This window comes from Pyxidicoccus xibeiensis, from assembly GCF_024198175.1.
Taxonomy (GTDB): Bacteria; Myxococcota; Myxococcia; order Myxococcales; family Myxococcaceae; genus Myxococcus; species Myxococcus xibeiensis.
Window position 1 is genome coordinate 46,321 of the sequence record NZ_JAJVKV010000014.1, and the last position, 25,928, is coordinate 72,248.

Annotated in this window: 23 protein-coding genes; 8 read left to right on the plus strand and 15 right to left on the minus strand. The window is 70.3% G+C overall.

The window, feature by feature from the left end; translation table 11 throughout:
- Nucleotides 1-167: 167 nt before the first annotated feature.
- The 3 genes from LXT23_RS39650 to LXT23_RS39660 form a co-directional block, all read right to left on the minus strand.
- Nucleotides 168-1,193, minus strand: coding sequence for an inorganic phosphate transporter (locus LXT23_RS39650; RefSeq protein ID WP_253985655.1), 1,026 nt, complete (start codon nt 1,191-1,193; stop codon nt 168-170).
- A gap of 1 nt (nt 1,194) precedes the next feature.
- Entirely contained in the window at nt 1,195-1,821 is a 627-nt protein-coding gene (locus tag LXT23_RS39655) for a DUF47 domain-containing protein (RefSeq protein ID WP_253985656.1), read from the minus strand.
- 185 nt (nt 1,822-2,006) lie between these two features.
- Nucleotides 2,007-2,420, minus strand: coding sequence for a nuclear transport factor 2 family protein (locus tag LXT23_RS39660; protein ID WP_253985657.1), 414 nt, complete (start codon nt 2,418-2,420; stop codon nt 2,007-2,009).
- 173 nt (nt 2,421-2,593) lie between these two features.
- On the opposite strand from LXT23_RS39660, the gene LXT23_RS39665 reads away from it, so the two are divergent.
- The 3 genes from LXT23_RS39665 (at nt 2,594) to LXT23_RS39675 (ending at nt 5,796) form a co-directional block, all read left to right on the plus strand.
- On the plus strand, nt 2,594-4,192 hold the full coding sequence (locus LXT23_RS39665) for a sigma-54-dependent Fis family transcriptional regulator (protein WP_253985658.1): 1,599 nt from the start codon (nt 2,594-2,596) through the stop codon (nt 4,190-4,192).
- Nucleotides 4,193-4,389: 197 nt separating this feature from the next.
- Complete coding sequence (locus LXT23_RS39670; RefSeq protein ID WP_253985659.1) at nt 4,390-4,857, plus strand: VOC family protein; 468 nt, start codon at nt 4,390-4,392, stop codon at nt 4,855-4,857.
- A 24-nt stretch (nt 4,858-4,881) separates the two neighbouring features.
- Nucleotides 4,882-5,796 carry a pyridoxamine 5'-phosphate oxidase family protein gene (locus LXT23_RS39675; RefSeq protein WP_253985660.1) on the plus strand — a complete coding sequence of 305 codons (915 nt, stop codon included), beginning with the start codon at nt 4,882-4,884 and terminating at the stop codon, nt 5,794-5,796.
- On the opposite strand, the gene LXT23_RS39680 is transcribed toward LXT23_RS39675, so the two are convergent.
- The 3 genes from LXT23_RS39680 to LXT23_RS39690 form a co-directional block, all read right to left on the minus strand.
- Nucleotides 5,772-6,827, minus strand: a complete 1,056-nt coding sequence (locus LXT23_RS39680; protein ID WP_253985661.1) for a zinc-dependent alcohol dehydrogenase family protein — start codon at nt 6,825-6,827, stop codon at nt 5,772-5,774. The genes LXT23_RS39675 and LXT23_RS39680 overlap by 25 nt on opposite strands.
- Before the next feature lie 79 nt (nt 6,828-6,906).
- Nucleotides 6,907-7,233, minus strand: coding sequence for a thioredoxin (gene trxA, locus LXT23_RS39685; protein ID WP_253985662.1), 327 nt, complete (start codon nt 7,231-7,233; stop codon nt 6,907-6,909).
- Between the two features lie 122 nt (nt 7,234-7,355).
- The gene (locus LXT23_RS39690; RefSeq protein ID WP_253985663.1) at nt 7,356-8,240 is read right to left on the minus strand and encodes a LysR family transcriptional regulator; all 885 of its coding nucleotides are present in this window, start codon (nt 8,238-8,240) and stop codon (nt 7,356-7,358) included.
- Nucleotides 8,241-8,406: 166 nt separating this feature from the next.
- On the opposite strand from LXT23_RS39690, the gene dusA reads away from it, so the two are divergent.
- Together dusA and LXT23_RS39700 are read left to right on the plus strand one after the other, a co-directional pair.
- Nucleotides 8,407-9,405: a tRNA dihydrouridine(20/20a) synthase DusA gene (dusA, locus tag LXT23_RS39695; RefSeq protein WP_253985664.1), complete on the plus strand. Its 999-nt coding sequence runs from the start codon at nt 8,407-8,409 to the stop codon at nt 9,403-9,405.
- A 38-nt stretch (nt 9,406-9,443) separates the two neighbouring features.
- Nucleotides 9,444-10,400: an alpha/beta fold hydrolase gene (locus tag LXT23_RS39700; protein WP_253985665.1), complete on the plus strand. Its 957-nt coding sequence runs from the start codon at nt 9,444-9,446 to the stop codon at nt 10,398-10,400.
- A 96-nt stretch (nt 10,401-10,496) separates the two neighbouring features.
- Here LXT23_RS39700 and LXT23_RS39705 read toward each other — a convergent pair whose 3' ends face one another.
- The 4 genes from LXT23_RS39705 to LXT23_RS39720 form a co-directional block, all read right to left on the minus strand.
- On the minus strand, nt 10,497-10,940 hold the full coding sequence (locus LXT23_RS39705; protein ID WP_253985666.1) for a hypothetical protein: 444 nt from the start codon (nt 10,938-10,940) through the stop codon (nt 10,497-10,499).
- 213 nt (nt 10,941-11,153) lie between these two features.
- Complete coding sequence (locus LXT23_RS39710; protein WP_253985667.1) at nt 11,154-12,977, minus strand: bifunctional metallophosphatase/5'-nucleotidase; 1,824 nt, start codon at nt 12,975-12,977, stop codon at nt 11,154-11,156.
- A gap of 108 nt (nt 12,978-13,085) precedes the next feature.
- Nucleotides 13,086-15,887, minus strand: a complete 2,802-nt coding sequence (locus LXT23_RS39715) for a TonB-dependent receptor (protein ID WP_253985668.1) — start codon at nt 15,885-15,887, stop codon at nt 13,086-13,088.
- Nucleotides 15,888-15,916: 29 nt separating this feature from the next.
- On the minus strand, nt 15,917-16,897 hold the full coding sequence (locus LXT23_RS39720; protein ID WP_253985669.1) for a hypothetical protein: 981 nt from the start codon (nt 16,895-16,897) through the stop codon (nt 15,917-15,919).
- A gap of 169 nt (nt 16,898-17,066) precedes the next feature.
- Between LXT23_RS39720 and LXT23_RS39725 the strand changes: the two genes are divergently transcribed.
- Nucleotides 17,067-17,798, plus strand: a complete 732-nt coding sequence (locus LXT23_RS39725) for a PaxA (RefSeq protein ID WP_253985670.1) — start codon at nt 17,067-17,069, stop codon at nt 17,796-17,798.
- A gap of 23 nt (nt 17,799-17,821) precedes the next feature.
- On the opposite strand, the gene LXT23_RS39730 is transcribed toward LXT23_RS39725, so the two are convergent.
- The 3 genes from LXT23_RS39730 to LXT23_RS39740 all read right to left on the minus strand — a co-directional run bounded on the left by LXT23_RS39730 (nt 17,822) and on the right by LXT23_RS39740 (nt 20,339).
- A complete protein-coding gene (locus LXT23_RS39730; protein ID WP_253985671.1) occupies nt 17,822-18,757 on the minus strand; it encodes a bestrophin family protein in 936 nt (311 codons plus the stop codon).
- Nucleotides 18,758-18,840: 83 nt separating this feature from the next.
- The gene (locus LXT23_RS39735; RefSeq protein WP_253985672.1) at nt 18,841-19,404 is read right to left on the minus strand and encodes a CGNR zinc finger domain-containing protein; all 564 of its coding nucleotides are present in this window, start codon (nt 19,402-19,404) and stop codon (nt 18,841-18,843) included.
- On the minus strand, nt 19,404-20,339 hold the full coding sequence (locus LXT23_RS39740) for an arginase family protein (protein WP_253985673.1): 936 nt from the start codon (nt 20,337-20,339) through the stop codon (nt 19,404-19,406). The genes LXT23_RS39735 and LXT23_RS39740 overlap by 1 nt, the downstream gene beginning before the upstream one ends.
- A 211-nt stretch (nt 20,340-20,550) precedes the next feature.
- Here LXT23_RS39740 and LXT23_RS39745 point away from each other — a divergent pair, with 211 nt between their 5' ends.
- Nucleotides 20,551-21,183 carry a hypothetical protein gene (locus LXT23_RS39745; protein ID WP_253985674.1) on the plus strand — a complete coding sequence of 211 codons (633 nt, stop codon included), beginning with the start codon at nt 20,551-20,553 and terminating at the stop codon, nt 21,181-21,183.
- On the opposite strand, the gene LXT23_RS39750 is transcribed toward LXT23_RS39745, so the two are convergent.
- Entirely contained in the window at nt 21,161-21,886 is a 726-nt protein-coding gene (locus tag LXT23_RS39750) for a tetratricopeptide repeat protein (protein ID WP_253985675.1), read from the minus strand. The genes LXT23_RS39745 and LXT23_RS39750 overlap by 23 nt on opposite strands.
- An 8-nt stretch (nt 21,887-21,894) precedes the next feature.
- Nucleotides 21,895-23,424 (minus strand): acetyl-CoA hydrolase/transferase C-terminal domain-containing protein, encoded by a 1,530-nt coding sequence (locus tag LXT23_RS39755; protein WP_253985676.1) that lies wholly within the window; start codon nt 23,422-23,424, stop codon nt 21,895-21,897.
- Nucleotides 23,425-23,694: 270 nt separating this feature from the next.
- Between LXT23_RS39755 and LXT23_RS39760 the strand changes: the two genes are divergently transcribed.
- Nucleotides 23,695-25,914 carry a M3 family metallopeptidase gene (locus tag LXT23_RS39760; protein WP_253985677.1) on the plus strand — a complete coding sequence of 740 codons (2,220 nt, stop codon included), beginning with the start codon at nt 23,695-23,697 and terminating at the stop codon, nt 25,912-25,914.
- Nucleotides 25,915-25,928: the final 14 nt, after the last annotated feature.

A 25,928-nucleotide genomic window follows, 5' to 3' on the forward strand; every position in this document is an offset into this window, starting at 1 on the left:
TGGTGGTGGCGGTCGCCGGGCACACGGAGGCGGAGGCCGTCAGGCCCTCGCGCTGCGTGGTGCTCACGTTCGAATCGCTCACGGAGTGAAATGCTGGCTGAACTCGCGGACGCGAGTCAAGCGAGCGGGCCCGCGCGGCCAGGCGCGGGCCCCTTTGCCAGGGAGGCTCAGCCGACGAGCTTCACGACCAGCTGGGTGAGCCCGTAGACGACCACGGCCGTCAGGGCGGAGGCGGGGATGGTGAACACCCACGCCCAGATGATGCGGCCCGCGACGCCCCACTTCACGGCGCGCCAGCCCTTGGTGGAGCCCACCCCGACGATGGCGCCGGTGATGGTGTGGGTGGTCGACACCGGGATGCCCAGCTGCGCCAGCGCGATGATGGTGACGCCGCCGCCCGTCTCCGCGGCGAAGCCGCCGATGGGCGCCAGCTTGGTGAGGCTGTGCCCCATGGTGCGCACGATGCGCCACCCGCCGAAGAACGTCCCCAGGGAGATGGCCGCGTGGCAGGAGATGATCATCCACCAGTCGATGTGGAACGGGCGGTCCTTCCAGATGGTGCCGAAGAGCACCACCGCGATGATGCCCATCACCTTCTGCGCGTCGTTGGTGCCGTGGCTGTAGGAGAAGATGGCGGACGACACCAGCTGCAGCCGGCGGAACCACGCGTCCACGCGCAGGGGCGTCTGCTTGTGCACGATCCACGTGCTCGCCACCATCAGCGAGATTCCGAGCGTCATGCCGATGAGCGGTGACAGCACGATGAACGCGGCAATCTTGGCGATGCCCGAGCCCACCAGCCCCGCGAAGCCGAGCACCGGCAGCGTGGCGCCAATCATGCCGCCCGCCAGCGCGTGGGACGAGGACGAGGGCAGCCCCCACCACCACGTCAGCAGATTCCAGACGATGGCGCCCATCAGCGCGGAGAAGATGACCGCGAGCACCGCGGCCTCGCCCCGGTCGCGGAGCATGTCGAAGTTGATGATGCCCTTGCCCATGGTGTTGGCCACATGGACACCCCCGCCGAAGGCCGCGACGAAGTTGAAGAAGGCGGCCCAGGCCACGGCGAGGTTGGGGGAGAGCACGCGCGTGGACACCACGGTGGCGATGGAGTTCGCCGCGTCGTGGAATCCATTGATGAAGTCGAAGATGAGCGCGACTCCGACGATGATGATGACGGCGGTCAGTAGCATCTCAGGAGTGCTCCAGCACCACACCCTCGATGACGTTGGCCACGGACTGGCACTTGTCGGTGGCGGTCTCGATGAGGTCGTAGATCTCCTTCCACTTGATGACCATCAGCGTGTCCACGCCGCTCTTGAAGAGCCGGCCCACGCCCGAGCGCAGCGCCTCGTCCGCCTGGGACTCCAGCCGCTTGATTTCCTGGCAGCCGGCGAGAATCTGCTCCGGCTTCTTGATGAGCCGCAGCGCGCCCACCACCTCCTGGACCTTCTCGGTGGACAGCACCAGCAGGCGCGCCAGCTCCGTGGCGTCCGGCAGGCTGCTGGGGATTTCGTAGTAGTGCAGCCGGGCGGCGGCCGCGTTGGTCAGGTCCAGCACGTCGTCGATGCGCGACAGCAGGGAGTGAATCTGCCCGCGGTCGAACGGGGTGATGAACTGCTGGTGCAGGCGGTTGAAGGCCGTGTGGGTGACCTCGTCACCCCGGTGCTCCACGTCCTTGAGCGCCTTCACCCGCTCGGGTACGTCGCGGTAGTCGCTCAGGAGCGCGTGCAGCATCTTCGCGCCCTGCACGGTGACGGCACATTGCGCGTCGAAGTCGTCGAAGAACTCGTCGGACTTCGGCATCAGCTTCTCGAGCATCCGTCCCTCCAGTCACCTGGATGTCCAGGCGAGGCTTTTCCAGGAGCCGTTACCTGCGCGTGACGCTCCCGTGGCGCGCCCGTGACTACCCTACCTGGAGAGAATCTCCAGCCTTCCTTTCACTTCACTGGGCGTCCCAGACGCCGGGCAGGGGGGCGGGAGGGCGACCGGAGGGGCGAGCCCGGTCACCGGTAGCGGCGCTCCTCCTCTGCGATGGGGAGGTCGTTGGCGCTCATGTCCCGGCGGCGCATGAGGCCTTCGGGGTCGAACTCCCAGTGCTCGTTGCCATGGGTGCGGAACCACTGGCCGGCGGCGTCGTGCCACTCGTACTCGAAGCGGACGGAGATGCGGTTGTCGGTGAAGCACCACAGCTCCTTCATCAGCCGGTAGTCGAGCTCCTTCGCCCACTTGCGCTGGAGGAAGCGCCGGATGGCGTCGCGTCCCCGGAAGAACTCGTCCCGGTTGCGCCACTCGGAGTCCACCGTGTACGCGAGCGCCACGCGCTCCGGGTCCCGGCTGTTCCAGGCGTCCTCGGCGGCCTGGACCTTGGCCCGGGCGGTGTCGTGGGTGAAGGGGGGACGCAGGGGGGAGGCGGCCATGTCGTGCTCCTGTTTCAAGGGGTGAGGCCCCGGGAGATTGCAGCTGACATGCCCATGCAGTTGCAGCCAGGTGCCTGGAATCACTAGTGTTTTCTCCCTCCGCGCGTCACGAGGTCTCGTGGCCCCACGAGAAATCGTGGAGCCCGGGCGCGCTCCCGGTTAGGGGGACAGCCATGTACGCGGACGCGCTCCAGTCGGTAGCCCTCGCCGTGGCGCAGGTCCGCTCGGTGGACCTGGTGCTGGCGCGGGTCGTCCATGGCCTGGCCGCGCAGCCGGACGTGGCGCTGGCGCGGCTGTGGCTCATCGCGCCTGGGGACATCTGCGACGTGTGTCCCATGCGCGCCGAGTGCCCCGAGCGGACGCGCTGCCTCCACCTGGCGGCGAGCGCGGGCGGCTCCCGGGAGGACCCGGAGGAGGAGTGGTCGCGGCTGGACGGGGCGTTCCGCCGCTTTCCCCTGGGCGTGCGCAAGGTGGGGCAGGTGGGCGCCACGGGCGAGCCCGTGCTGCTGCAGAGCCTGGGAGGACAGGCCGGCTGGCTGGTGCGCGGCGAGTGGGCGCGGCGCGAGGACATCCAGAGCTTCGCGGCCCAGCCGCTCGTGTTCCGGGGCGATGTGCTGGGCGTGCTGGCGGTGTTCAGCCGCAGGGCGCTCGGCGCACAGGAGTTCTCCTGGCTGCGCAGCTTCGCGGACCATGCGGCGGTGGCCCTGGCCAACGCGCGCGCCTTCGAGGAGGTGGCGCGGCTGCGCGGCCAGCTGGAGCTGGAGCGCGACTACCTGCGCGAGGAGGTGAAGGACGCGCTGGCCTTCGGGGAGCTGGTGGGCCGGAGCGCGGCGTTGCAGCGGGTGCTCCAGCAGCTCCAGCCCGTGGCGGCCACCACCGCCAGCGTGCTCATCCTCGGGGAGTCCGGCGTCGGCAAGGAGCTCATCGCCCGGGCACTCCACGAGCAGAGCCCGCGCCGGGAGCGGCCCCTCATCCGCGTCAACTGCGCGTCCATTCCGCGCGAGCTGTTCGAGAGCGAGTTCTTCGGCCACGTGAAGGGCGCCTTCACCGGCGCGCTGCGAGACAGGGCCGGCCGCTTCCAGGCCGCCGAGGGCGGCACGCTCTTCCTCGACGAGGTGGGGGAGATTCCCCTGGAGCTGCAGGGCAAGCTGCTGCGGGTGCTCCAGGAAGGAACCTTCGAGCGGGTGGGGGACGACGTCACGCGGAAGGTGGACGTGCGCATCGTCGCCGCCACGAACCGCAACCTGAAGGCGGAGGTCGCCGCCGGGCGCTTCCGTGAAGACCTCTACTACCGGCTGAGCGTCTTCCCCATCGAGGTGCCGCCGCTGCGCGAGCGCGCGGAGGACATTCCCCTGCTGGCCGAGCACCTGCTCCAGCGCGTCTCCGCGCGGCTCAAGGTCGCTCCGCCCCGGCTGTCCCAGGCCCACGTGCAGGCGCTCCAGCGGTACGACTGGCCGGGCAACGTGCGCGAGCTGGAGAACGTGCTGGAGCGCGCCGTCATCCTCTCACGAGGCGGGAAGCTCCGCCTGGAGGGGGCCCTGCCCGAGACGACGCGCCCGGAGGCTCCGCCGGAGCGCAAGGCGCCTGCGCCCTCCACGATGTCCTTCCTCAACGAGACGCAGTGGCGCCAGCGGGAGAAGGAGAACCTCCAGGCGGCGCTGGCCGCGGCGGGAGGCAAGGTGTACGGCCCGGGTGGGGCCGCGGAGCTGCTGGGGATTGCGCCCACCACGCTGGCCTCGCGCCTCAAGGCGCTGGGCATCAAGGTCCGCTGACGGCGCCGGAGGCACACCGGAATCCCGCGCCAGTCCGCCACGAGAAGTCGTGATTCACGAGTCCTCGTGGTGGCGTGGGAGGGCAGGCAGCGCCGGAAGTGGCTGAACTCCCTGGGGCTGGGGCGCGCGCCGGGGTTGGCCGGCGGGCTGCAATGGAGGGTCGGGCAATCTCGCGGTCATCCAGGAGACGCACTTCCATGAGCAGCGCGGCAACCCACGGCCCCGGCTTCCAGACGGGCCATGTCGGCATCACCGTCACCCACCTCGAGCGCTCCACGCGCTTCTATCGCGACGTCTTCGGCTTCGAGGTGACGGCCGAGTCGAAGGAGCAGGGGCGGGAGTACGCCTTCCTCAGCGCGGGCAAGCGACTGGTGCTCACCCTGTGGCAGCAGGGCACCGGGCGCTTCGACCGCAGCCGGGCGGGCCTGCACCACCTGTCCTTCCAGGTGGAGGGCATGTTCGAGGTGAAGGAGGTGGAGAAGAAGCTCAAGGCGCTCGGGGTGCCCTTCCTGCATGACGGCGTGGTGCCGCATGGCGAGGGCATGCGCTCGGGCGGTATCTTCTTCGAGGACCCGGACGGGACGCGGCTGGAGATCTACGCTCCCACCGGCGCGGAGGGGCACGCCGCGCCGACGCCGGGCGCTCCCTCCTGCGGCTTCTTCTAGGCCCGAGGCACCGTGAGGACCACCATGGAGAATCCCTTTCATCGAGGCGAGCTGGCCGTGCAGGCCCATGAGGGCACCGTGCGAGAGGCGGAGCGCGTGGGCCGCTCCATCGGCTCGGTGTTCCCGCCCGCGGCGCGGGACTTCCTTCGCGCGCAGCGGATGGTGGTGGTGGCCTCGCGAGTGCCGGACACGGGGCAGGTCTGGGCCTCGCTGCTCACGGGCGAGCCCGGCTTTGCCTCGGTGCGCGACGAGCACACGCTCGTCGTGCTCGCGGAGCCGGTGGAGGGAGACCCGCTCCAGGCCGTCCTGCGGGAGGAGGCCGACGTCGGGCTGCTCGGCATCGAGCTGGCCACCCGGCGGCGGATGAAGGCCCGAGGCCGCGCGGAGCCAGGGCCCGACGGAGGCTTCCTCCTGTGGCCGCGCAGCGTGTACTCGCTCTGCCCCAAGTACATCCAGGCGAGGGCGGTGGAGCCGCCGCCGGAGCCACGGCCCACGCCGCGCGCCGAGGCGGTGTACTCCGGCACGGCGCTCACCGAGACGCAGCAGCAGTGGCTCGCGCGGGCGGACACCTTCTTCATCGCCACGCACACGCAGGAAGGGGGCGCGGACGCCTCGCACCGGGGTGGCAACCCGGGCTTCGTGCGCGTGCGGGACGCGCACGCGTTGGAGTTCCCGGACTACGCGGGCAACAACATGTTCAACACGCTGGGCAACCTCGCGCTGGACGCTCGCGCGGGGCTGCTGTTCATCGACTTCGAGGCTGGAGGCACGCTCCAGCTCACCGGGACGGCGCGGGCCACCTGGGAGCCGGAGCGCCTGGCGCGGCATGCCGGGGCGAAGCGGGTGGTGGACTTCCAGGTGGAGGAAGTCCATGAGCTGCGCGGCGTCACCTCGCTGCGCTGGCGCTTCCTCGACTACTCACGCTTCAACCCCCGCTGATGAACCGCGCGCGGTTCAGGCCAGCCCTCGATGACGATCTTCCCGAAGTGGGCGCCCGCCTGCATGTGGCGCAGGGCCTCGCGCGCCTCCTTGAACGGGTAGACACGGTCGATGACGGGCTTCAGCTGGTGCTGGCTGAGGACCCGGTTCATGTCCTCGAACATGGCGCGGCTGCCGACGTAGGTGCCCTGGACGTTGAGCTTCTTCGGCTCGATGAGGGCGGCGTCTGGCTTCGCGAAGCCGCCGCTGAGCATGCCGATGAGGGAGATGTGTCCGCCGGGCCGCGTGGCGCGGATGGACTTCGGAAGCGTCTCCGAGCCACCCACCTCCAGGACGTGGTCCACGCCCTGGCCTCCCGTCAGCTCCAGGACCTTCTCCTCCCAGTCCGGGTGCTTCTTGTAGTTGACGGTGCCGTCGGCCCCGAGCCCCTTCGCGCGCTCCAGCTTCTCGTCCGAGCTGGAGGTGATGATGACGCGGGCCCCCAGCGCGCGGGCGAGCTGGAGGGCGAAGATGGAAACACCCCCGGTGCCCAGCGCCAGCACCGTCTGGCCCGGCTGGAGGTGGCCCTCGGGCACCAGCGAGTTCCACACGGTGACGGCCGCGCACGGCAGGGTGGCGCCGTCCTCGAAGGTGAAGTGCTCGGGCAGGTGCACCAGCCCCTCGGCGTCCACGGTGACGTACTCGGCCAGCACGCCATCGACGCTGCCTCCCAGGGCGTTGGCAGTCTTCTCCTTGGCCGGCGGGCCGTCCGTCCAGGTCTGGAAGAACGTCGGGGCCACGCGGTCACCGGGCTTCACCCGGGTGACGCCCGCGCCCACCGCGACCACTTCGCCGGCGCCGTCGGACGTGGGGATGAGGTTCGCGGGGCGGGTGCCCGGATACTTCCCCTGCACGATGAACAGGTCCCGGTAGTTCAGCGAGACGGCCCGGATTCGCACCAGGGCCTGGCCCGGTCCGGGCTTGGGCTCCGGACGTTCCACCTGCACCCAGCCGTCGATGTCGCCTGCCTTCTGGAGTTCGTATGCGCGCATGCGCGCATCACTAGCGGGAGCAGTCCCGGGCCGCCACGCCAACCGTGTGGCGCGCGGCCCGGTGTCCGGTGCCGGAAGCTCACAGGTGCTGGCGCAGCTCCTCCTCCAGCTTCTTCCGGGGCATCGCGCCGACCAGCTGCTTGACCACTCGGCCCTCCTTGAAGATGAGGAACGTGGGCATCGCGCGGATGCCGTACTGCTGGGCCGTCGCCTGGTTCACGTCGACGTCGACCTTCGCGACCTTCATCCGCCCCCGGTACTCGGTGGCCAGCGCGTCGACGACGGGCGAGATGGCCCGGCACGGCGCGCACCACGCCGCCGTGAAGTCCACGAGGACGGGCTCCTTCGACTCGAGCACCTCGCGTCCGAATTCCGCATCCCCCACCGTGATGACGTCCCCTGCCATGACTCGTCCTCCTCGAGAGGCCCCGGCCAGGACGGCCGCGGCTTGGTACGGGGAGAGGTGTAATGACGGCGGGTGTTCCGGACGAGAGCCCCTGGTGCAACGCATTGTTCCGCGAAGCGCCCCTACTCGGTTTCATCCCAGGGCAGCGAGGCGCCGCGCTCGGACAGCAGCGTCAGGAACGAGCGCACCTTGGGAGGGAGCTGGCGGCTGCTGGGGTAGACGGCGAAGACGGGGATGCCCGGCGGCGTCTGGTCCACCAGGACGGGAATGAGCATTCCGCCGCGCACGTCATCGACGACGAGCGAGGCGGGCAGCCTCACCAGGCCGAGTCCCGCGCGCGCCGCCGCCTGTCCGGCGCGGACGCTGGGCACGCGCAGCCGGCCCGACACGGGCACCGTCCTGGCGCGCTTGCCCTCGCCGAAGAACCAGACCTCGTCGGTGCCGGGCTCGGCCAGGAGGACGCACTCGTGGGCCTGGAGCTCGTCGGCCGTCCGGGGCGTGCCGTGGCGGCTGAGATAGGTGGCGCTGGCGTAGTAGCCCGTGCGCAGGCGGCCCAGCCGGCGCGCCACCAGCGAGGAGTCCGCGAGCGGCCCGGTGCGCAGGGCCAGGTCGTACTCCTCGGCGATGAGGTCCACGTGCGCCTCGGCGAGCGACACCTCCACCCGCATCAGCGGCTGGCGCAGGAGGAACTCGGAGATGAGGGGCGTGAGCAGCTCGCCGAGCAGCGACAAGGTGGCGAGGCGGAGGGTGCCCTGGGGCGTGCCGCGTGACTCACTCACCGCGCGGTTGACCTCGCGGGCCTCGGCGACGAGCCGGGCGCAGTGGGCGTGGTAGTCACGGCCGGCCTCGGTGAGTCGCAGGCGGCGGGTGTTGCGCTCGAGGAGGCGGATTCCCAGCCGTTCCTCCAGGGCGGCGAGCCGGCGGCTCACGGTCGACTTGCGCAGGCCGAGCCGCTCGGCGGCGGCGGTGATGCCGCCCGTCGCCACGACTTCGGCGAAGAGGAGCATGTCATCCAGAAGGGGAGGGCTCGAAGACACGGCAGCAGCCTACAGGGGACGGGGGTGTCCGCCTCTTCCCTCTCCGAGCAGCCGGGCGGCAAAGAGGGATGGGCACCACGGGAAAAGCCGAGTAGATGCTCCGCAGGACGCTCAAGGCGCTCCCCCGGGTTCTTCCATGATGCCGCTTTCCCCGATGCCGCTGTGTGTCGCGCCGATGATGGACTGGACGGACCGGAACTGCCGGTACTTCCACCGGCTGCTCAGCCGCCACACGCTCCTCTACACGGAGATGGTGACCACGGGCGCCATCCTGCACGGCGACCGGGAGCGGCTGCTGGGCTACGAGCCCGCGGAGCACCCGGTGGCGCTCCAGCTGGGAGGCTCGGAGCCGGACGCGCTCGCCGCGTCGGCCCGGGTGGGCGAGGAGTGGGGGTACGACGAAATCAACCTCAACGTCGGCTGTCCGAGCGACCGGGTGCAGTCCGGGCGCTTTGGCGCGTGCCTGATGGCGGAGCCGGACCTGGTGGCCCGGGGGGTGGCGGCGATGCGGGAGGCCGTGCGCATCCCGGTGACGGTGAAGTCGCGCATCGCCATCGATGACCTCGAGGAGTGGCCCACGCTGGAGGGCTTCGTGCGGAAGGTCTCCGCCGCGGGCTGCACGCGCTTCATCGTGCACGCGCGCAAGGCGTGGTTGCAGGGGCTGAGCCCGAAGGAGAACCGGGACGTGCCCCCGCTGCGCTACGAGCTCGTCTACCGGCTGAAGAGCGAGTTCCCGCACCTGGACATCAGCATCAACGGCGGCATCAAGACGCTGGACGCCGCCGCCGAGCACCTGAAGCAGGTGGACGGGGTGATGATTGGCCGCGCCGTGTACGAGAGCCCGTATCTGCTGGCGGAGGCGGACCAGCGGTTCTTCGGCTCGAAGGAGGCTCCGCCGGAGCGGCACGCGGTGGTCGAGGCGATGCTGCCCTATATCGAGCGGCGCATGTCGCAGGGCGCGCCGCTGGGGGCGATTACGCGGCACATGCTGGGGCTGTTCCAGGGGCTGCCCGGTGCGCGCGCGTGGCGCCGGCACCTGAGTGAGAACGCGCACAAGCGCGGCGCGGGGCCGGAGGTGCTGGTCGGCGCGCTGGCGAAGGTGCGGCGGTCGCCCGACGCGGACGTGGCGGCGTAGCCGTTCGCGACAATCCTTGAAGAAAGGCCCTGCCTCCCATGCCTGAAATCACACACCGCACCGTCGAGACGAACGGCATCCAGCTCCACATCGCAGAGGCTGGCGAAGGCCCTCTCGTGCTGCTCCTCCATGGCTGGCCGGAGTCCTGGTACTCCTGGCGGCACCAGCTCCACGCGCTCGCGGCCGCCGGCTACCACGCCGTCGCGCCCGATGTCCGGGGCTATGGCCGCAGCGACAAGCCGGGGGCCGTCGAGGCGTACAGCCTGAAGAACCTGCTCGCCGATTTTGTCGGCCTGCTCGATGTCCTCGGGGAGAGGACCGCCGTCGTCGTCGGCCACGACTGGGGCGCGGCGATGGCGTGGACCTGCGCCGCGCTTCACCCCGACCGTTTCCGCGCGGTGGTCGGCATGAGCGTCCCGCACCTCGGCCGCACGCCCATGCCGCCGACGCAGCTCTTCAAGCACATGTTCGGGGACCGCTGGTTCTACATCCTGTACTTCCAGGAGCCCGGCGTCGCGGAGGCGGAGCTCGAAGCGGACGTCCCGAGGACGATGCGCACCCTCCTTGCCGGTGTGCCCGGGTTCGACACGACGGCCGAGGTCGTGCGGACCCGGAAGAAGGGGGACTCGTTCCTCACGGGCATCGAAACCCCGGCCACGCTCCCTGCCTGGCTCACGGAGGACGACCTCGCGCACATCGTGAAGGAGCTCCAGGGCAGTGGGTTTCGTGGCGGGCTCAATCGCTATCGCAACATGGACCGCGACTGGGCGGAGCTGCCCGAGCTCGCGACGGTCCGAATCGAGCAGCCCGCGCTCTTCATGGTTGGCGAGAAGGACCCGGCGCGCGCCTTTGCCCCGGTAGACCTCATGAAGCCACTGGTGCCCAACCTCCAGGAGGTGCTCGTCATCCCTGGGGCGGGCCATTGGCTCCAGCAGGAGTGTGCGGCCGAGGTCAGCGCGGCGCTGCTGGCCTTCCTGAAGCGCCTGCCCACCTGAACTGGAGCTCGGGCTCACAGGCGATTTGCAGTCGAGGGGGGACTGGCTTGACGGACCCACGGAGCGCGGCTCCATGGGTCCGGGAGTCGCCGCGACTCAGCAGCCGCAGGTGCTCAGGACGTTCTGGTACTGGTATTCCGTGTGCGTGTAGGCGCCCGCCTCGTTGAAGCACGCGCGGTAGCTGTACTGCTGGGCAAAGGTGCCCGGGTTGTAGACGCGATGGGGATAGGAGTAGCCATCGGGGCAGAGGGGAGGAGGGGCCTTGTCCGGCTCCTCGGTGGAGTCGTCCGCCAGCATCCCCGCGATGTAGTCGTCGCACGACAGGTAGTAGCCGCAGCCCTGGTACTCACACGTGGTTGCGCCCGTGTTGTTCCACTCGGACCAGTTGGCGCAGGAGCCCAGCTCCGACTCTGCCTGTCCCAGCGCATCCGCCTCCAGCGAGGCCGCTTCCTCGGGCGTCAGCTCTCCACCACAGGCCGCCAACGCCAGACTCGCTCCCACCAAAGTCACTGCACGCACGAGTGTGATTGCGAACTTCAAGGACAGCTCCTTGCCGGAGGGGTGTGGGAGGTCCAAGGGGAGCCCCAGGTTCCGGTCGGCCAAGGCTACATGGGTTCGGGTGGTTGATATATCCATTTGGCATGGAATGAATTGACGCGCCTCGGCGCAAGCGCTGCTTGATGGCTTGGAATGGATTTCAATGGTGGAAACCCACTAGCGGATGCACAAGGCCAATCCCTCACACCGGGGAGCTCAGGGCCGCCCGGCGGCCTCCGCGGGGCAACCGGCCGCTCCGCTCGCGCGCAGGATGCGGCCGGGCGCGGGCGCCACCAGCGGCTTGCCTCGAGCCTTCCAGTGCTCGATGAGCGCGTCACGCAGCGTCAGCGCCTGACGCTCGCCCAGGTCGATGCTCCCGGGAGGCAGCGGCTTGAGTGCCTCTTCCAGCCCGCCGCCACCGCGCGCCAGGAAGTCCGGCATGGCCACCCGGAAGCGCTTCCCGGCCGGAAGGGGCTTTCCATTCGGCAGGGTGACGGAGGCGAGCCGCGACACCCCGCCGCACACCTCCACCCGCACCTTCAGCCCCGACACCTGGAAGGTGCCCTTGCGCCCATAGGCGGCCTCCAGCAGCCGCCGCAGCTCCGGGGCCGAGACGGTGACGACGGAGAGGGTGTTGTCGAAGGGAAGCACCTCATAGACGGCGCCATAGGTGAGCTCGCCGGCCGGCAGGTCCGCGCGCAGCCCACCGCTGTTGAGCAGGGCGATGTCGGTCCCCGTGACTTCGCGCAGCCCATCCGCCAGCACGCTGCCGAGCGGGCTCTCCGCGTCGTAGCTGCGCGTGAGCGCCGCCGGCACGCGCACGCCCAGGGGGCGCCGCTGCTCCTGCTCCACGCGGGCGAGCGCCTCGGAAAGCTGCGCCTCCAGCGCCGCGTCGGCCACCACCGCGCGCCCCCGGAAGGTGGCGGGAACGAGCTCGAGCCGCTTCGCCTCCTTCAACACCCGCTCCTCACAGGTGCCCAGCGACGCGTCCACCCGCGCGCACACCGGGATGGAGCCCTCCAGCCGGGTCCGCTCGGGGAGCACCTTGCGCGTCACCGGGTCCACGAAGAGCTCCACGAGTCCGAAGGCGCGGCCCCGGCCCGACGTCTCGATGACCGGCGTGCCGCGGATGAAGTGGCCCACCGGCTGGTGCGTGTGACCGGCCACCACCGCGTCCAGCGTCCCCTCGGGCAGCTCCTCCAGGAGCTCGACAATCTCACTGTCCCCGCGGTCACACGAGGAGGCGTCGCGCGGCTCGTCCAGGCGCTTGCACACCGCGCCCGCGTGGGCCACCGCGACCACCACGTCCGCCCCACGGGCGCGCAGGCCCTGGGCCGCGGCGAGCGCCGCCGGAGCCATGGGCGCGAAGCGCAGGCTCGCCACATTCACCGGGTTGGTCACCTTCGGGGTGTGGGGCGTGGCCAGCCCGAGGATGCCGATGCGCACCCCCCTCCGCTCCACCAGCAGCGTGCCGTCGTTGCCGAGCCAGGCGGGGCCCGCGCCCGTCCCGCTGTCGGTGACGTTGACCCCGAGCACCGGGAAGCGCGCCTGGGCAATGCGCGCCTTGAGCGCGCCGAAGGGGTCGTCCCCCTCGAGCGCCACCGAGCGGGGCCCCACGGGCCCGTAGTCGAACTCGTGGTTCCCGAGCGCCGAGGCGGCATAGCCCAGGGCATTCATCGCGCCGATGACCACCTCGCCCTCGGTGAGGTTGGAGGCGAGGGTGCCCTGGAACAGGTCCCCTCCGTCCAGCAGCAGCACTCCGTCCGGATTCTCCGCCCGGAGCACGGCCAGGTAGCCCGCGAAGGTCGCCAGCCCGCCCTGCTCCACGCCGGTGCCATCGGGCAGCGTGGCACGCGAGGGCATCACCCACCCGTGCAGGTCATTGGTCCCCACCAGGGTGAGGCGCAGGGGCTCCGGCGCGCTGGGGCGCGGGGGCACCGGCGCCACGGCGGCGGCCGCCGGCACGGACGGAGCAGAGGCACAGGAAGCGAGGAGGGCGGACAGCAGCCCGAGGAGGAGCGGACGGGAGGCGGAAGTCACACGCCCGTCTAGAACGGCGGCACCGCCGGATTCAAGTGGCCTCAAAGACACGGGGCCCCCCGCGAGCGAACGCGAGAGGCCCCGGTGTGGCATTTCGGGCCTGAGTGGCTAGTTGCGCACGCGCAGCAGCAGCTCGGCCTGCATCGGGCTGCGGCGGCTCGTCGCCGTGCCGAAGCGGTTGTTGGTGGCGCGCCACTGCTCCTGCACGAACGTAACGTCGCTGTTGTTGAGGACGTTGAACATGATGAGCGTGAGCTCCATCTTCGTCTCGTCCGTCTTCACGATGCGGTTCAGGTCATAGCGGGCCTGGACGTCGAACAGGAACTGGCTCGGCTGGCGCAGCTGGGACACGGCGGCCGGGTCGTTGAAGTCCGGGATGCCGTTGTTGGTGTTGTAGGAGTGGCCGGTGCCACGCTCCGAGCGCACCACGCGCTGCCGGTCCACCGCGCCCTCCTGGTACATCCACATGGGCGCGCCGGTGCGGTAGTTGAAGCGCACGCCGAAATCGAGCCCGAACTTCGTGGTGTACCCGATGGAGCCCTTCATGGTGTGGCGGATGTCCTCCGGCGACGGCCCCTCGAAGAAGTGCTTGAAGCGGGGGTTGGCGCCGTAGCCGTCGAAGTAGTCACCCACCGTGCCGTTGCTGAAGGCCAGGGTGTAGTTCGCGAGCAGGTCCCACGGGCCCGTCCGGCCCTGCACCCACAGGTCCATGCCCCGGTAGTCGCGCCAGGCGTCGTCCGGGTTGTGGATCTTCACCACCGTGTGGTTCACGCCGTCCGCGTATCCCACCACGCGCTGACCGGACGGGTCCCAGATGCGGTTCATCTCCTCGTCCACCCACATGTTGGAGTACTTGCGGTAGGTGAAGTCCACGCCGATGACGGACTGCTCGCTCATCGCGTGGTGCAGGCCGAGCGCGACCTCATCCACGTGCGGCGGGGTGTGGTCCTCCTTGTCGAAGAAGCGGCCGGAGGGGCCTCCGGACACGCTGCACTGGCTGTTGCCGGTGGTGTCCGGCGCGCAGTCGGCGAAGGCGCCGCCGCTGAAGGTGGACCGCACCTGGAGCAGGTCCGGGTTGGCGTGCTGGGCGATGAAGACGTCACCCACCTCGTTGGAGCGGCCGTAGTGCGCCTTGAAGAGCGTCGTCCGGTTGCCGAACAGGTCGTAGGTGGCCGACAGGCGCGGGCCCACGCCCACCAGGTTGGTGATGAACTGGTTGTTGTCCCCGTACAGCCGGCCCACGTCCGCGCGCAGACCCGCCACCAGCGTGAGGTAGCGGTTGACGTTCCAGCGGTCCTGGACGAAGGCGCCGGTGATGAGGTCCCCGGCCTCGGTGGTCAGCGGGCCCTGCACGCCGTCGGAGTTGTAGAAGTCGATGCGCTCGTTGCAGAACTGGAAGGTGGACGGGTCTTCCGGGTTGCACTCGCCGTTGCGGTCATTGAAGCGACGGTTGCCAATCACCTGCGTCGTCTTGTCACCGCTCAGGTAGCTGACCTGCACGCCCGCCTTCATCTGGTGGTTCTTCACCTTGAAGAGCAGCGTCGGGTCGAACTGGAAGCGCAGGCGCTGCTCCGTCACCAGGTTGCCCGTCTCGTTGCGCAGCGCGCCAGCGTTCCGGTACGTGGTGCTGTTGTAGATGTGGGCAATCTCCTGCGAGTCCTCGTTCATCGGGCCCTGCCAGATGTCCTTGAACGTGGTGCCCGTCTGGAGCTGGAAGAGGACGTTTTCGCTGATGCTGCGGTCGTAGTTGACGATGGCGAAGAAGCCGCCGCGGTCGATCTGCGTCTCCGCTTCCGGGGAGGCGGACGTCGACGAGACCTGGTTGGTGATGGCGTTGTTGTCGTAGTTGAACGCCACGGACACGCGGTCCTTCGACGTGGGCTGCCAGGTGAGCTTCAGGCGGGCCAGGCGCGTCTCCGTGTCGGACGTGCGGTTCTCCTCACCCAGCGGCGTGTCGCGCTTGGAGAAGTTCCACTGGCCGGAGAAGTAGAACCACAGCTTGTCCTTGATGATGGGGCCGCCCACGCCCACCAGCGGGCTGTAGAAGGACGTCTCCGACAGCGGCACCTCGTTCTGCGTGTAGCCGGCCACGTTGGGGCTCTGGTTGGCGGCACCGCGGTACTTCGCGTTGGCCCAGGCCGGCGAGAGGATCATCGTGACGTCGTAGGTGAGCTTGTTGGAGCCGCTCTTGCTGACGACGTTCTCGATGAGGCCCAGCGAGTTGTACTGGGCGTCCAGGCCGCCGGTGATGACCTCGAAGTTCTCCACCGCGTAGAAGCTCATCGGCGAGCTGATGCTGCCGTCCACCACGTCGGACGTGTCCATGCCGTCCACGAAGAACTTGCCGTAGCGCGACAGGCCGGCGCGCAGGCTGGGCGCGTTGCCCTGGCCCACGCCCGCCACCAGCTGGGGCATGGCCTGCACCTGCGTGAAGACGGGCGAGGTGGCCGCCTTCTCCGCGTTCATCACCGCGCCCATCTGCGCGGAGTCCGGGTTGATGATGGGGTTGACCTTCTCGACGATTTCATAGGTGGCCACCGCCTGCGCCTCGGTGAACACCTCCAGCTTCACGTCCACCTGCGTGGCCTGGCCGAGCAGGACGGTGATGCCGGAGCGCTTGATGGCGGCGAAGCCGGGGACGTTGACCTCGAGGACGTAGCCCTCGCCCGGGGGCAGGGTGGCGAACTCGAAGCGGCCGTCCTCGCCGCTGGTGCTCGACTGGGGCTGCTGCAGCGCCGGGCCGCTCACGGTGAGGGGCACCTCGGCGAGCGCGGCGCCCGTCGGGTCGTACACGTAGCCGGCGATGCGGCCGTAGTTCTGGCTCGCGGCCAGCGCGGGCACCGGGAGGACCGCGACCAGCGCCAGCAGCAGCGCGAGCGCGCGGGCGCCATGGAAGGAGGGAGTCTTCATGGAAGGGCTCTTGGAAGGAAGGGTGGCGCTCACAGGGTGCTCCCCACGACGAAGAGCACGCCGGCGTACCGGTTGATGGGCGTGAGGTTGAGCTCGGTGTCCGTGCAGACGTCGACGCACAGGCCGGTGTAGCTGGAGGCCGGCTTCGCCGCGGTGGCGGTGAAGGTGCGCAGGCGCACCACCGGGGACCAGCCCTCTTCACCGGGCCGGGCCGTGAACAGGTACACGGGCGTCTCGGTGGTGGGCGCGCCCGTCGGCGGGCTCACCAGCACGCCGTCCATCACCCTCACGTTGCCGGCCTCGTCCACCTGCACGGGGCCGCCGTCCAGGAAGGCCAGCTGCAGTCCGCGGTACCAGCCGCCCTGGGAGGTGAACTCGGAGCCCTGGCTCAGCGGGTTGAGCTGCGCGGACACGTCGATGATGGCGCGCAGCGCGAGGGTGTCGCCCTCCTCGGCGGCGCCGCCGAAGGCGCCCTTGGTGAGCGAGGTGACATCCTTGATGGCGTTGCACTGCTCGCTGCCCGTGCCCGTCCACCGCGTCACCTTCACCAGCGGCAGCACCGGAGGCGTGGTGTTGCCGGTGACCGCCAGCGGCAGCGCGCCGAAGAGGGGCCACTGCACCGTCTCCGGGTAGTTGTCGGTGCGGAAGTCGAAGTCCGGCTTGCCCGTCCTGCAGCCCTCCGTCAGGTCATAGGAGGTGGCCACCACCCGGCTCGCCGGCAGGTAGGGGCGCCCGGTCTCGTCCACGGGGACGCCCGAGTTGGTGATGGCGCCCTTGTCGTCCTTCCGCTCGGTGGCCACCTGCCCCAGGTTGTAGAAGGGCACGTTCGTGCCCTTCACCCGGGCCGTCGCGGGCCGGTAGACGCCGCTCGTGGGCCTGAACTTCGCGTCGAGCGTCGAGGCGTCGACGACGCCCTGGTACTTGTCGCCGACCTCCTCGGTCGACTCACCACATGCCACCGCACTCAGGGCCGCTGCGAGCCCGAGCGCGCACATCATGTCTGTCTTCACGGAAAAGACCTCTGGGGATGGGGACGAGGTGGCGGCGCTGTACCACGAGTGCGAGGTTCTCTGGTACCAGCCGGGTGCCATCCACGTGACAGGAGGGCTTGTCCCACTCATGAAGCAGGATGTACCTCATGAGGCATGGCCCCGGGCTTGTGGTATGCCCGGCCCCAGCATGTTCGCGCAGCAGACCGATCCTCCCCAACGCATCCTCGGCTTCGCCGCCTTCTCCATCGCCGTCCATGTCGGCGTCGTGGCGGTGCTGGTCTTCCTGGTGAAGCCCATCGTCATCGAGGTGGAGCAGCCCCTCGACGTGGTGCTGACCCTCGGCAAGGCCCCGCCGCCGCCTCCTCCTCCGCCCCCGCCGCCCGCGGCGGCCAGGACGACCCCACGCAAGGTGGAGAAGAAGCCGAAGACCGAGCTGCGTCAGCCCGTGGAGGTCCAGCCGGTTCCCGAGCAGAAGCCCGTCGAGCCGGAGGCGCCCGAGCCGGAGGCGCCCGAGGCGCCCGTCGAGGGCGGAGTCGAGGGCGGCGTGGCGGGGGGCGTGGCCGGTGGGGTGGTGGGAGGCGTGGTGGGAGGTGTCGTGGGCGGCACCGTCGGGGGCACGGGCACGGGCGAGCCGGTGAAGCCCAAGAATGTGCCCCCCTTCGTCATCCAGCGGGACGTGGTGCGCCAGTCGTCGCCGCGCCTGTCCGAGGTGTTCAAGCAGGCCCACCGCGGGCAGACGCTGCAGGGCATCTACAAGGTGTGCGTCGCCACCAACGGCAGCGTGTACGAAGTGACGCCGGTGAAGTCCGTGCCCGGCGCGGACGGCGACATCATCCAGGGACTCAAGACGGGGTGGGAGTACAAGCCCCAGAAGGTCCCGGTCTGCTTCCTCTACAACATCCCCATCACCATCCAGTGAGCGCGTCCGTCCGCGGGTAGCGGCTACGGGAGGATGAAGTCGACTGGCCGGAGCGGCTCGGGCTGGGGCTCACCCAGCGCCTCGAGCAGGTTCATCTCCGCCGTGCGGGCCATCGCGAGCAGGGGCAGGTCGTTGGGCGCATCCCCGAAGGGCTCCTCCAGCTCGTCGCTCAGCCGGTCCAGTCCGAAGAACGTGTAGGCAATCATCGCGGAGAGCACCGGGGTGAACCAGCCCAGGGCCTCGGCGAGGCCGAAGGGCAGCAGCAGGCAGAAGAGGTACGCGGTGCGGTGGAGGAGCACCGTGTACGTGAAGGGCACGGGGGTGAAGCGGATGCGCTCGCAGGCGCAGAGCACGCCCATCAGTGCATGCACCCGCTCGTTCAGCGCGCTCCAGGTGATGTCGGACAGCCGCCCCTCGCGCCGCAGCGCGGCCAGCTCTCCGGTGTGCTCGCGCAGCAGGGCATTCGGCCGGTTCCCGCTGGCCAGCACGCGCGAGCGCTCCGGCTCCGGGACGAAGCGGGAGATGTCCTCGCCCGCGTCATGCCCGCGCAGGTGCGCGGCGAGCGCGTGCGCGAAGGCGATGTTCCGGTGCACGAGCCTCCGCGCGGCCTGCCGGCCCGCGAGGGGCAGCTCGGCGCGGCCGTCGTCCAGCTGCGTGATGGCCTCGTGGGAGTACTCGCGCAGCTCGATGAGGAGCGCACCCCAGACCTTGCGGGCCTCCCACCAGCGGTCATAGGAGGCGTTGTTCCGGAAGCCGAGGAAGATGGAGAGCGCGATGCCGAGCAGCGACAGGGGCGCGGGGGTGGCGACCGGCAGGCGCAGGTCGGTCTGCTTCGTCGCCCAGACGACGAGGCAGGCCAGCGCCGCGATGCCCACCACGTGAGGCAGGACGCGGGGAAGGATGGTGCCGCGGACGACGAAGAGGAGCCGGAGGAGACTGGGGCGCGGACGGACAATCACGGTCGCAGCCCTCTGCTCCAAATCCCCGGCGGCTGCAAGCGCGCCACGCCAGGCTGCTCAGGAGGCGCCGGGCGCCCGGGCCCTCAGCGAGGCTGCCGTGCCGCACCGGCCCGGAAGCGCTGGAGCTTCATCCGGTTTCCGCACACGCGCATGCTGCACCAGCGCCCCGAGCGGTTCTTCGACGTGTCGTAGAAGGCGCACTGGCAGTCACCGGCAGGACACACCTTGAGCCGCTCCCAGCGGCCGTCCCGCTGCGCGGAGACCACCGCCGCGAAGACTCCGCCCAGCGCCTTCCAGCCGCCCTGGGCCGCCGCGCGCAGCGTCGCCACGCCTTCCGCGTCGAAGCCCACCGTGAGCGGGCAGGCCGCCGACACCCGCTCCAGCGTGCGCAGCTCCGCCGCGGGCAGCGGCTCTCCGTTGTGCGCGAGCAGCACCGCGCGCAGGGCCTCGCGGACCTGGATGGCCGCCGTGAAGGCCTCGGGCGACACCAGGTCACCCGGGGCCAGCAGCCCCCGGGCGCGGAACCAGCCGGCGAGCGAGTCGGGGGAGGGGACCTCGTCGAGCAGCTTCTCCACGTCGAGCGTGTTGACGAAGTCGTGCACCAGCGCGATGTCGGCGGGCAGCTCGGAGCCAGGAAGCGAGGCCATCACCCCTCAGACTGGCGCTTCCGGGGCGGCGAGGCCAGCGTCCCGAGCCCCTCGACCAGCACGTCCACCAGCACCCGGGCGGCCCGGCGCTCCGGGTCCAGGCTGGGGTCGTAGATGGTGACGTCCACGCCCGCCAGCCCGCCCGAGCCCGCCAGCCGGGCCAGCAGCTCGCCCAGCTCGCCCGGCCGCAGTCCGTCCGGCTGGCGTGAGTCCACGGCGGGCATCACCGCGTCATCCAGCACGTCCGCGTCCAGGTGCACCCAGAAGTCCTCCACGCCCGGGGCGCGCAGGCGCTTCAAGGCGCGCTCCGCCGAGGCCGCGATTCCGTCCCGGCGCAGCGTGTCCAGGTCCAGGTAGGCCATGGCCGTGTCGCGGGCATGCTCGCCCTCCACCGCGCCCCAGTCGTCCGGGTCTCTCACCCCGAGCAGGGCGACGTCCTCGTCCCGCACCAGCGGCCCGCGTCCCTCCAGGTTCCCCAGGATGGCCGGCGCCCGGCCGGTGGCGAACCACAGGTCCATGCCCGCCACACCGCCCAGGGGGCCCGCTTCCGGAGGCCAGAAGTCGGTGTGTCCATCCAGGAAGGCGAGCCCATGCCGTCCCCCGAGGCGCTTCAGTCCCAGCAGGGCGCCGAGCAGGACGCTGCAGTCGCCTCCCAGCACCAGGGGAATCCGCCCCGCGCGCCGCACCGCCTCCACCGCGTCCGCCAGCCGGTGCGACTGGTCCACGATGCCATGCGGGTTGAGGGCGTGGACGTCCGGGTCGCGGACCGGGTTGTAGGGCCCGGGCGTCACGGTGGCCTCCACCACCGCCCCGAGCCGGCGTCCCAGCCCTGCCTCCAGCAGCGCCTCCGGGAGCAGGTCGGGCCGGGGCGTCCGGGTGGCCCGGTTCAGGCCCAGGTTGGTGGGAACGGCGATGAGGGAGATGGCGGACGACATGGGCGCCTCCGGGGATGGGAGCCTGAAACCTTCGTAAGTTATTTGAAGGTTACATGAAGGCTAGGGGCGCCCGGGGGCGCTGGCAACCCCCAAAGTGACTTTGGTGGTGTTGGCTGCCGCGTCCGCCATTTCCCACGAGGCTCCCACCCGTGCGCTATCATCGGTCGGGAGTGAACGGTGGGTGGGCAGCCACTCCACGGAGGGGTGATACGTGCGGTTCCTGGGAATGGTGCTCGTGGCCTGGTGTCTGGGGCTGACGGCCTGTGGAAGCGAGTTCGATGAGCCGACGGCCGCGTGTGCCCAGAGCTGCGCGGGGTGCTGCTCGGGTGACAAGTGCTTCGACGGTACCGGCATCGAGGCCTGCGGAGCGGGCGGCGCCATCTGCGACCGGTGCGAGGGCCTCGAGGACTGCGCCGACCGGGGTGAAGCGGGGCGGTCGTGCTACTTCGACAGGAGCGAGCGCTGGCGCATCCAGCCCGTCTCCGCGGTGATTGCACCCATCAACCCCATCGGCGATGAAGAATGGGACATCGATGGCTCGGCCCCGGACGTCGTCGTCGAGCTGGAGTGCCCGGCCGGTGACAAAGACATCAAGACCCGGACGCCGGAGGGCTCGGGCTACACCCCGACGTGGACCGAGGGTGGCTGCACGACGACGCGCGGGGACCTGGCGGACCGGTCCATCTACATCGAGGTCTTCGACGTGGACGTGACCATCGACGACGTCATGTTCTCGGAGCGCTACTTGCTGAAGGCGGAGGACTTCCGCAGCGGGACCTTCTCCATCGCCCTGCCGGAACAGGAGAAGGGCGTGGTGCGCTTCACCCTGACGCGCAGTCCTTGAGCCCCTGCCGGAGCGCGTCCAGCAGCCCTGGCGGGTCGCCCTCGCGCAGGGCGGCCAGCCCCGCCTCGAAGTCCGCGCGCGCGCCGTCCACGTCTCCCAGCCGCGCGCGCAGCGCCCCGCGCTCCCGCAGCAGCTCCGGGTCCACGTCCTCGCCCTCCCGGGGCGCGAGCGCGGCTGTGAGGTCCTTCACCGCGTCCTCCAGCCGGCCCAGCCGCGTCCTCGCCGTGGCGCGCTGCTGGAGCAGCCAGGGGTTGCCGGGGTCCTCCTCCAGCGCGAGCGTCCAGTCCCGCTCCGCCTCCTCGTGCCGGCCCAGCGCCTCCAGCGACTCCGCGCGCTTCATGTGGAGCACGAGCGCCTTGCGCGCGCCCGCCGCTATCAGCGCGTCGAAGTCCGCCAGCGCCTCCGGGTGGCGCCCCAGCCGCGCCAGCGACAGGGCCCGGTGCAGCCGCGTGGCCAGGTGGCCGGGCGCCAGCTCCAGGACGCGCTCGTACCAGCCGAGGGCCTCGACCGGCACACCGCCCCAGATGCCGAGCGTCTGGCCCAGCTCGCTCAGCACGCGCACCTGTCGCGGGTGCTCCTCCGCGAGCTGACGGATGAGCGCGAGCGCCGACGCGTACCGCCCGCTCCTGCGCAGCCGGTCCACCTCGCGCATCCGCTCGGACAGCTCCGGGGGCCAGGCCTCCCGTCCATTCCGCTCCGCCATGCGCGCGCTCACCCGCCCCGCGGGAAGGCGCGGCACGCGTCGTCGTAGTCCCGCCACCAGCCATTCAGCGCCTGCATGTCCGTGGCGCGGGGCTCGTCTCCGGCGCCCGCCATGTCCAGGTAGGCCTTCAAGAGCGGCCGGAAGTGCGGGTGCGCGCAGCGCTCGATGATGTCCAGGGCCCGCCGCTTCGGCGAGCGGATGTCCATGTTGAGCGCGTAGCCCTGCTCGGTGACGACGCACTTGATGTCGTGCTCGGTGTGGTCGATGTGCCGCACGTACGGCATGACACAGCTCACCGTCCGCCCGTCCTTCAGCCTTCGCGTGGACGGCGTGTGGACGATGCTCAGGTAGGCGTTGCGGAAGAAGTCTCCCGAGCCGCCCAGCCCGTTGACGATGCGCGAGCCGTCGATGTGCGTGGAGTTCACATGCCCGTAGATGTCCACCTCGATGGGCGTGTTCATCGCGATGACGAACAGCCGGGAGATGATTTCCGGGCTGTTGGACAGCCACATGGGCCGCAGCACCAGGCGGTCCCTGCACCGCTCGAAGAGCTGCTGGAAGCGCTGGCGCCCCTCGGCGGAGAAGGACACCGCGGTGGCCGAGGCGTACTCGAACTTCGCGTCGTCCTCCACGTAGCGCAGCATCCCGTCCTGGAAGACCTCGGTCCAGAAGCGGATCTTCTGGAAGGGCGAGTCGTAGAGCTCGCCGATGATGGCGTTGGCCACGTTGCCCACGCCGGACTGGATGGGTGGCAGGCGCTTGCCCCAGTGGAACTGCTCGCGGCACTGCATGAGGAAGGCAATCACGTGCTCCGCGATGCGCCGGTCCGTGGCGTCCGCGGCCTTGAAGGGCACCGGGTGGTCGGGCGTGCGGGACTCCACCACCGCCACCACCTTGCGCAGGTCGAACTCCACGTAGGGCGTGCCGATGCGGTCCCTCACGTTGACCACCGGCAGCGGCCAGCCCACGTGCGGGTGGACGGGCGGCACGACGATGTCGTGGAACCCCGTGTAGTCCGGCACGGAGGTGTTCACCTCCAGGATGACCTTCTTCGCGCGGGTCAGCGCCTCCGCGCTGATGCCCACCGATGACGAGAGGACGACGCTGCCGTCCGGGCGGATGCGGGACACCTCCACCACCGCCACATCGATGTCCCCATAGAACCCGTACATGAGGTTGCGCGCGAAGGCGGACAGGTGGACGTCCGTGAAGTCCATCTCCCCGGCGTGGATGCGCCGGCGCGACGCGGCCGAGGACATGTAGGGGCCGCGCTTGCGGATGAAGGGCGCCAGGGGGCCCTCCACGTCCTCCGACAGCGAGGCCCCGGTCAGCAGGGTGATGCGGGCCTGGGGCGCCGTCTGGGAGAGGTGCCAGGCCAGGGCCGGGAGGAACGTCTTCGGCTCGCCCGACTTGGTGAAGCCGCTGATGGCCAGCGTGCACCCGTCGGTGACGTGCTTCACCGCCTCCTCGAGGGGGACGACGCGGGAGAGCAGCTCGGGGTTCTCGATGCGGTCCTTCAGGGAGCTCGTCACGGTCATGGCTTACTTGGAACGACCGGGGTGGGGAGGGTCGTTCGCGGCGCGGGAAGATGTCACACCGGGTGCCTCCCCGGGGGCCGAGGAGGAGTGCGGGCCCTCGCGGTGCCCGGGGTGTTGCACCCTGTCGCACCGCGGGCGCGGAGGCTCGGGATGAGGCAGCCAGGCGAGCGTGTTGGGGACACCACGAATCCGTCCTACGGTTCGCCCCGGGCCGCCGCCAGGCTCCGCCCCTACCAGACAGCCACCCTCTCAGTGGGAGACCTCCACCTCATGCGTAAGCTCCTCTTCGCCGGCGCGGGCATGGCCGTGCTCGTGTCCGCCGGTTGTGCGACGACCGCCCAGCCCACCCAGGAGTCCCAGAACATGACCTCCGCTCCTCCGCCCGCCGTCGCGCCCGCCAGCGAGCCCGCGAAGGCCAGCAACCCGCTGCTGGCGAAGTGGGCCGGTCCCTACGGGGGCGTGCCGCCGTTCACCGAGGTGAAGGTCGAGCACTTCAAGTCCGCGCTCGAGGCGGCCATGGACGAGCAGCGCCGGGAGATTGCGGCCATCACCGGCAACTCCGCCGCGCCGACCTTCGAGAACACCCTCGTCGCCCTGGAGTCCGCCGGGCGCACCATGTCCGACGTGGAGACGCTCTACGGCATCTGGGGCTCGTCCATGAACACGCCGGACTTCCAGGCGCTCCAGCGGGAGATGGCGCCGAAGCTCGCCGCCTTCGAGGACGAGATTGCCCAGAACGAGGCCCTCTTCCGCCGCATCGAGGCGGTGTACCAGTCGCCCGAGAAGGCGAAGCTGACGCCCGAGCAGCAGCGCCTCGCCTGGCTCTACTACACGCGCTTCGTGCGCTCCGGCGCGAAGCTGGACGCGGCGGCGAAGCAGAAGCTGGGCGCCATCAACCAGCGCCTCGCGTCGCTGTACACGTCCTTCAGCCAGAACGTGCTCGCCGACGAGGAGGGCTACACCGTCGTCCTGGAGTCCGAGGCCGACCTGGCGGGCCTGCCCGACTCCGTGCGCGCTGGCGCGGCGGTCGCCGCCGAGGCCCGGGGCCAGAAGGGCAAGTGGGTCATCACCAACACGCGCTCCTCCATGGAGCCGTTCCTCACCTACTCGTCCCGGCGGGACTTGCGCGAGAAGGTCTGGCGCAACTACGTCAACCGCGGCGACAACGGCGACGCGCGCGACAACAACACCCTCATCTCGGAGGTGCTGAAGCTGCGCGCGGAGCGGGCGAAGCTCCTGGGCTTCGCGACGCACGCCCACTGGCGCCTGGAGAACACCATGGCGAAGTCGCCCGAGCGCGCCATGGAGCTGATGGAGGCCGTCTGGAAGCCCGCGGTGGCCCGCGTCCATGAGGAAGTGCGGGACATGCAGGCGGTGGCCAACAAGGAAGGCGCGAAGCTCAAGATTGAGCCCTGGGACTACCGCTACTACGCGGAGAAGGTCCGCAAGGCGAAGTACGACCTGGACCAGAACGAGGTGAAGCCGTACCTCCAGCTGGAGAAGCTGCGCGAGGGCATGTTCTGGGTGGCCGGCGAGCTGTTCGGCTTCACCTTCGCGCAGGTGAGCGACGTGCCCGTCTACCACCCCGACGTCCGCGTCTGGGAGGTGAAGGACAAGGCCAGCGGCCGGCACGTGGGCCTCTGGTACTTCGACCCGTACGCGCGCACCGGCAAGCGCTCCGGCGCGTGGATGAACGCGTACCGCAACCAGGAGCGGTACCGGGGCGAAGTCACGACGATTGTCTCCAACAACTCCAACTTCGTGAAGGGCGCGCCCGGTGAGCCCGTGCTCATCAGCTGGGAGGACGCGTCCACGCTGTTCCACGAGTTCGGCCACGCGCTGCACGGCCTGAGCTCCAACGTGACGTACCCGGCGCTGTCGGGCACGGCCGTGGCGCGCGACTACGTGGAGTTCCCCTCGCAGCTCTTGGAGCACTGGCTGGCCACGCCCGAGGTGCTCAACACGTACGCGCTGCACTACCAGACGGGCAAGCCCATCCCGAAGGCGCTGGTGGCGCGCATCGAGAAGGCCGCGACGTTCAACCAGGGCTTCGCCACGGTGGAGTACCTGTCGAGCGCCCTCATCGACATGAAGCTGCACCTGGCGGGCGACAAGCCCATCGACCCGGACGCCTTCGAGCGCGACACGCTCACCGCGCTGGGCATGCCGAAGGAAATCGTCATGCGGCACCGCACGCCGCAGTTCGGCCACGTCTTCGCGGGCGACGGCTACTCGGCGGGGTACTACAGCTACCTGTGGTCCGACACCCTGACGGCGGACGCCTTCGAGGCCTTCACCGCGGGCAAGGGCGCCTATGACCGCGCGGTGGCCGAGCGGCTGCGCAAGAGCGTCTTCTCCGTGGGCAACACGCTGGACCCGGCCGAGGCCTACCGCGCCTTCCGGGGCCGCGACGCGGGCATCCAGGCGCTGATGCGCAAGCGCGGCTTCCCCGTGCCGGCCTCGACGGCGCAGTCGAAGGACGCGAAGTAGCCGAGGCCCGCGGG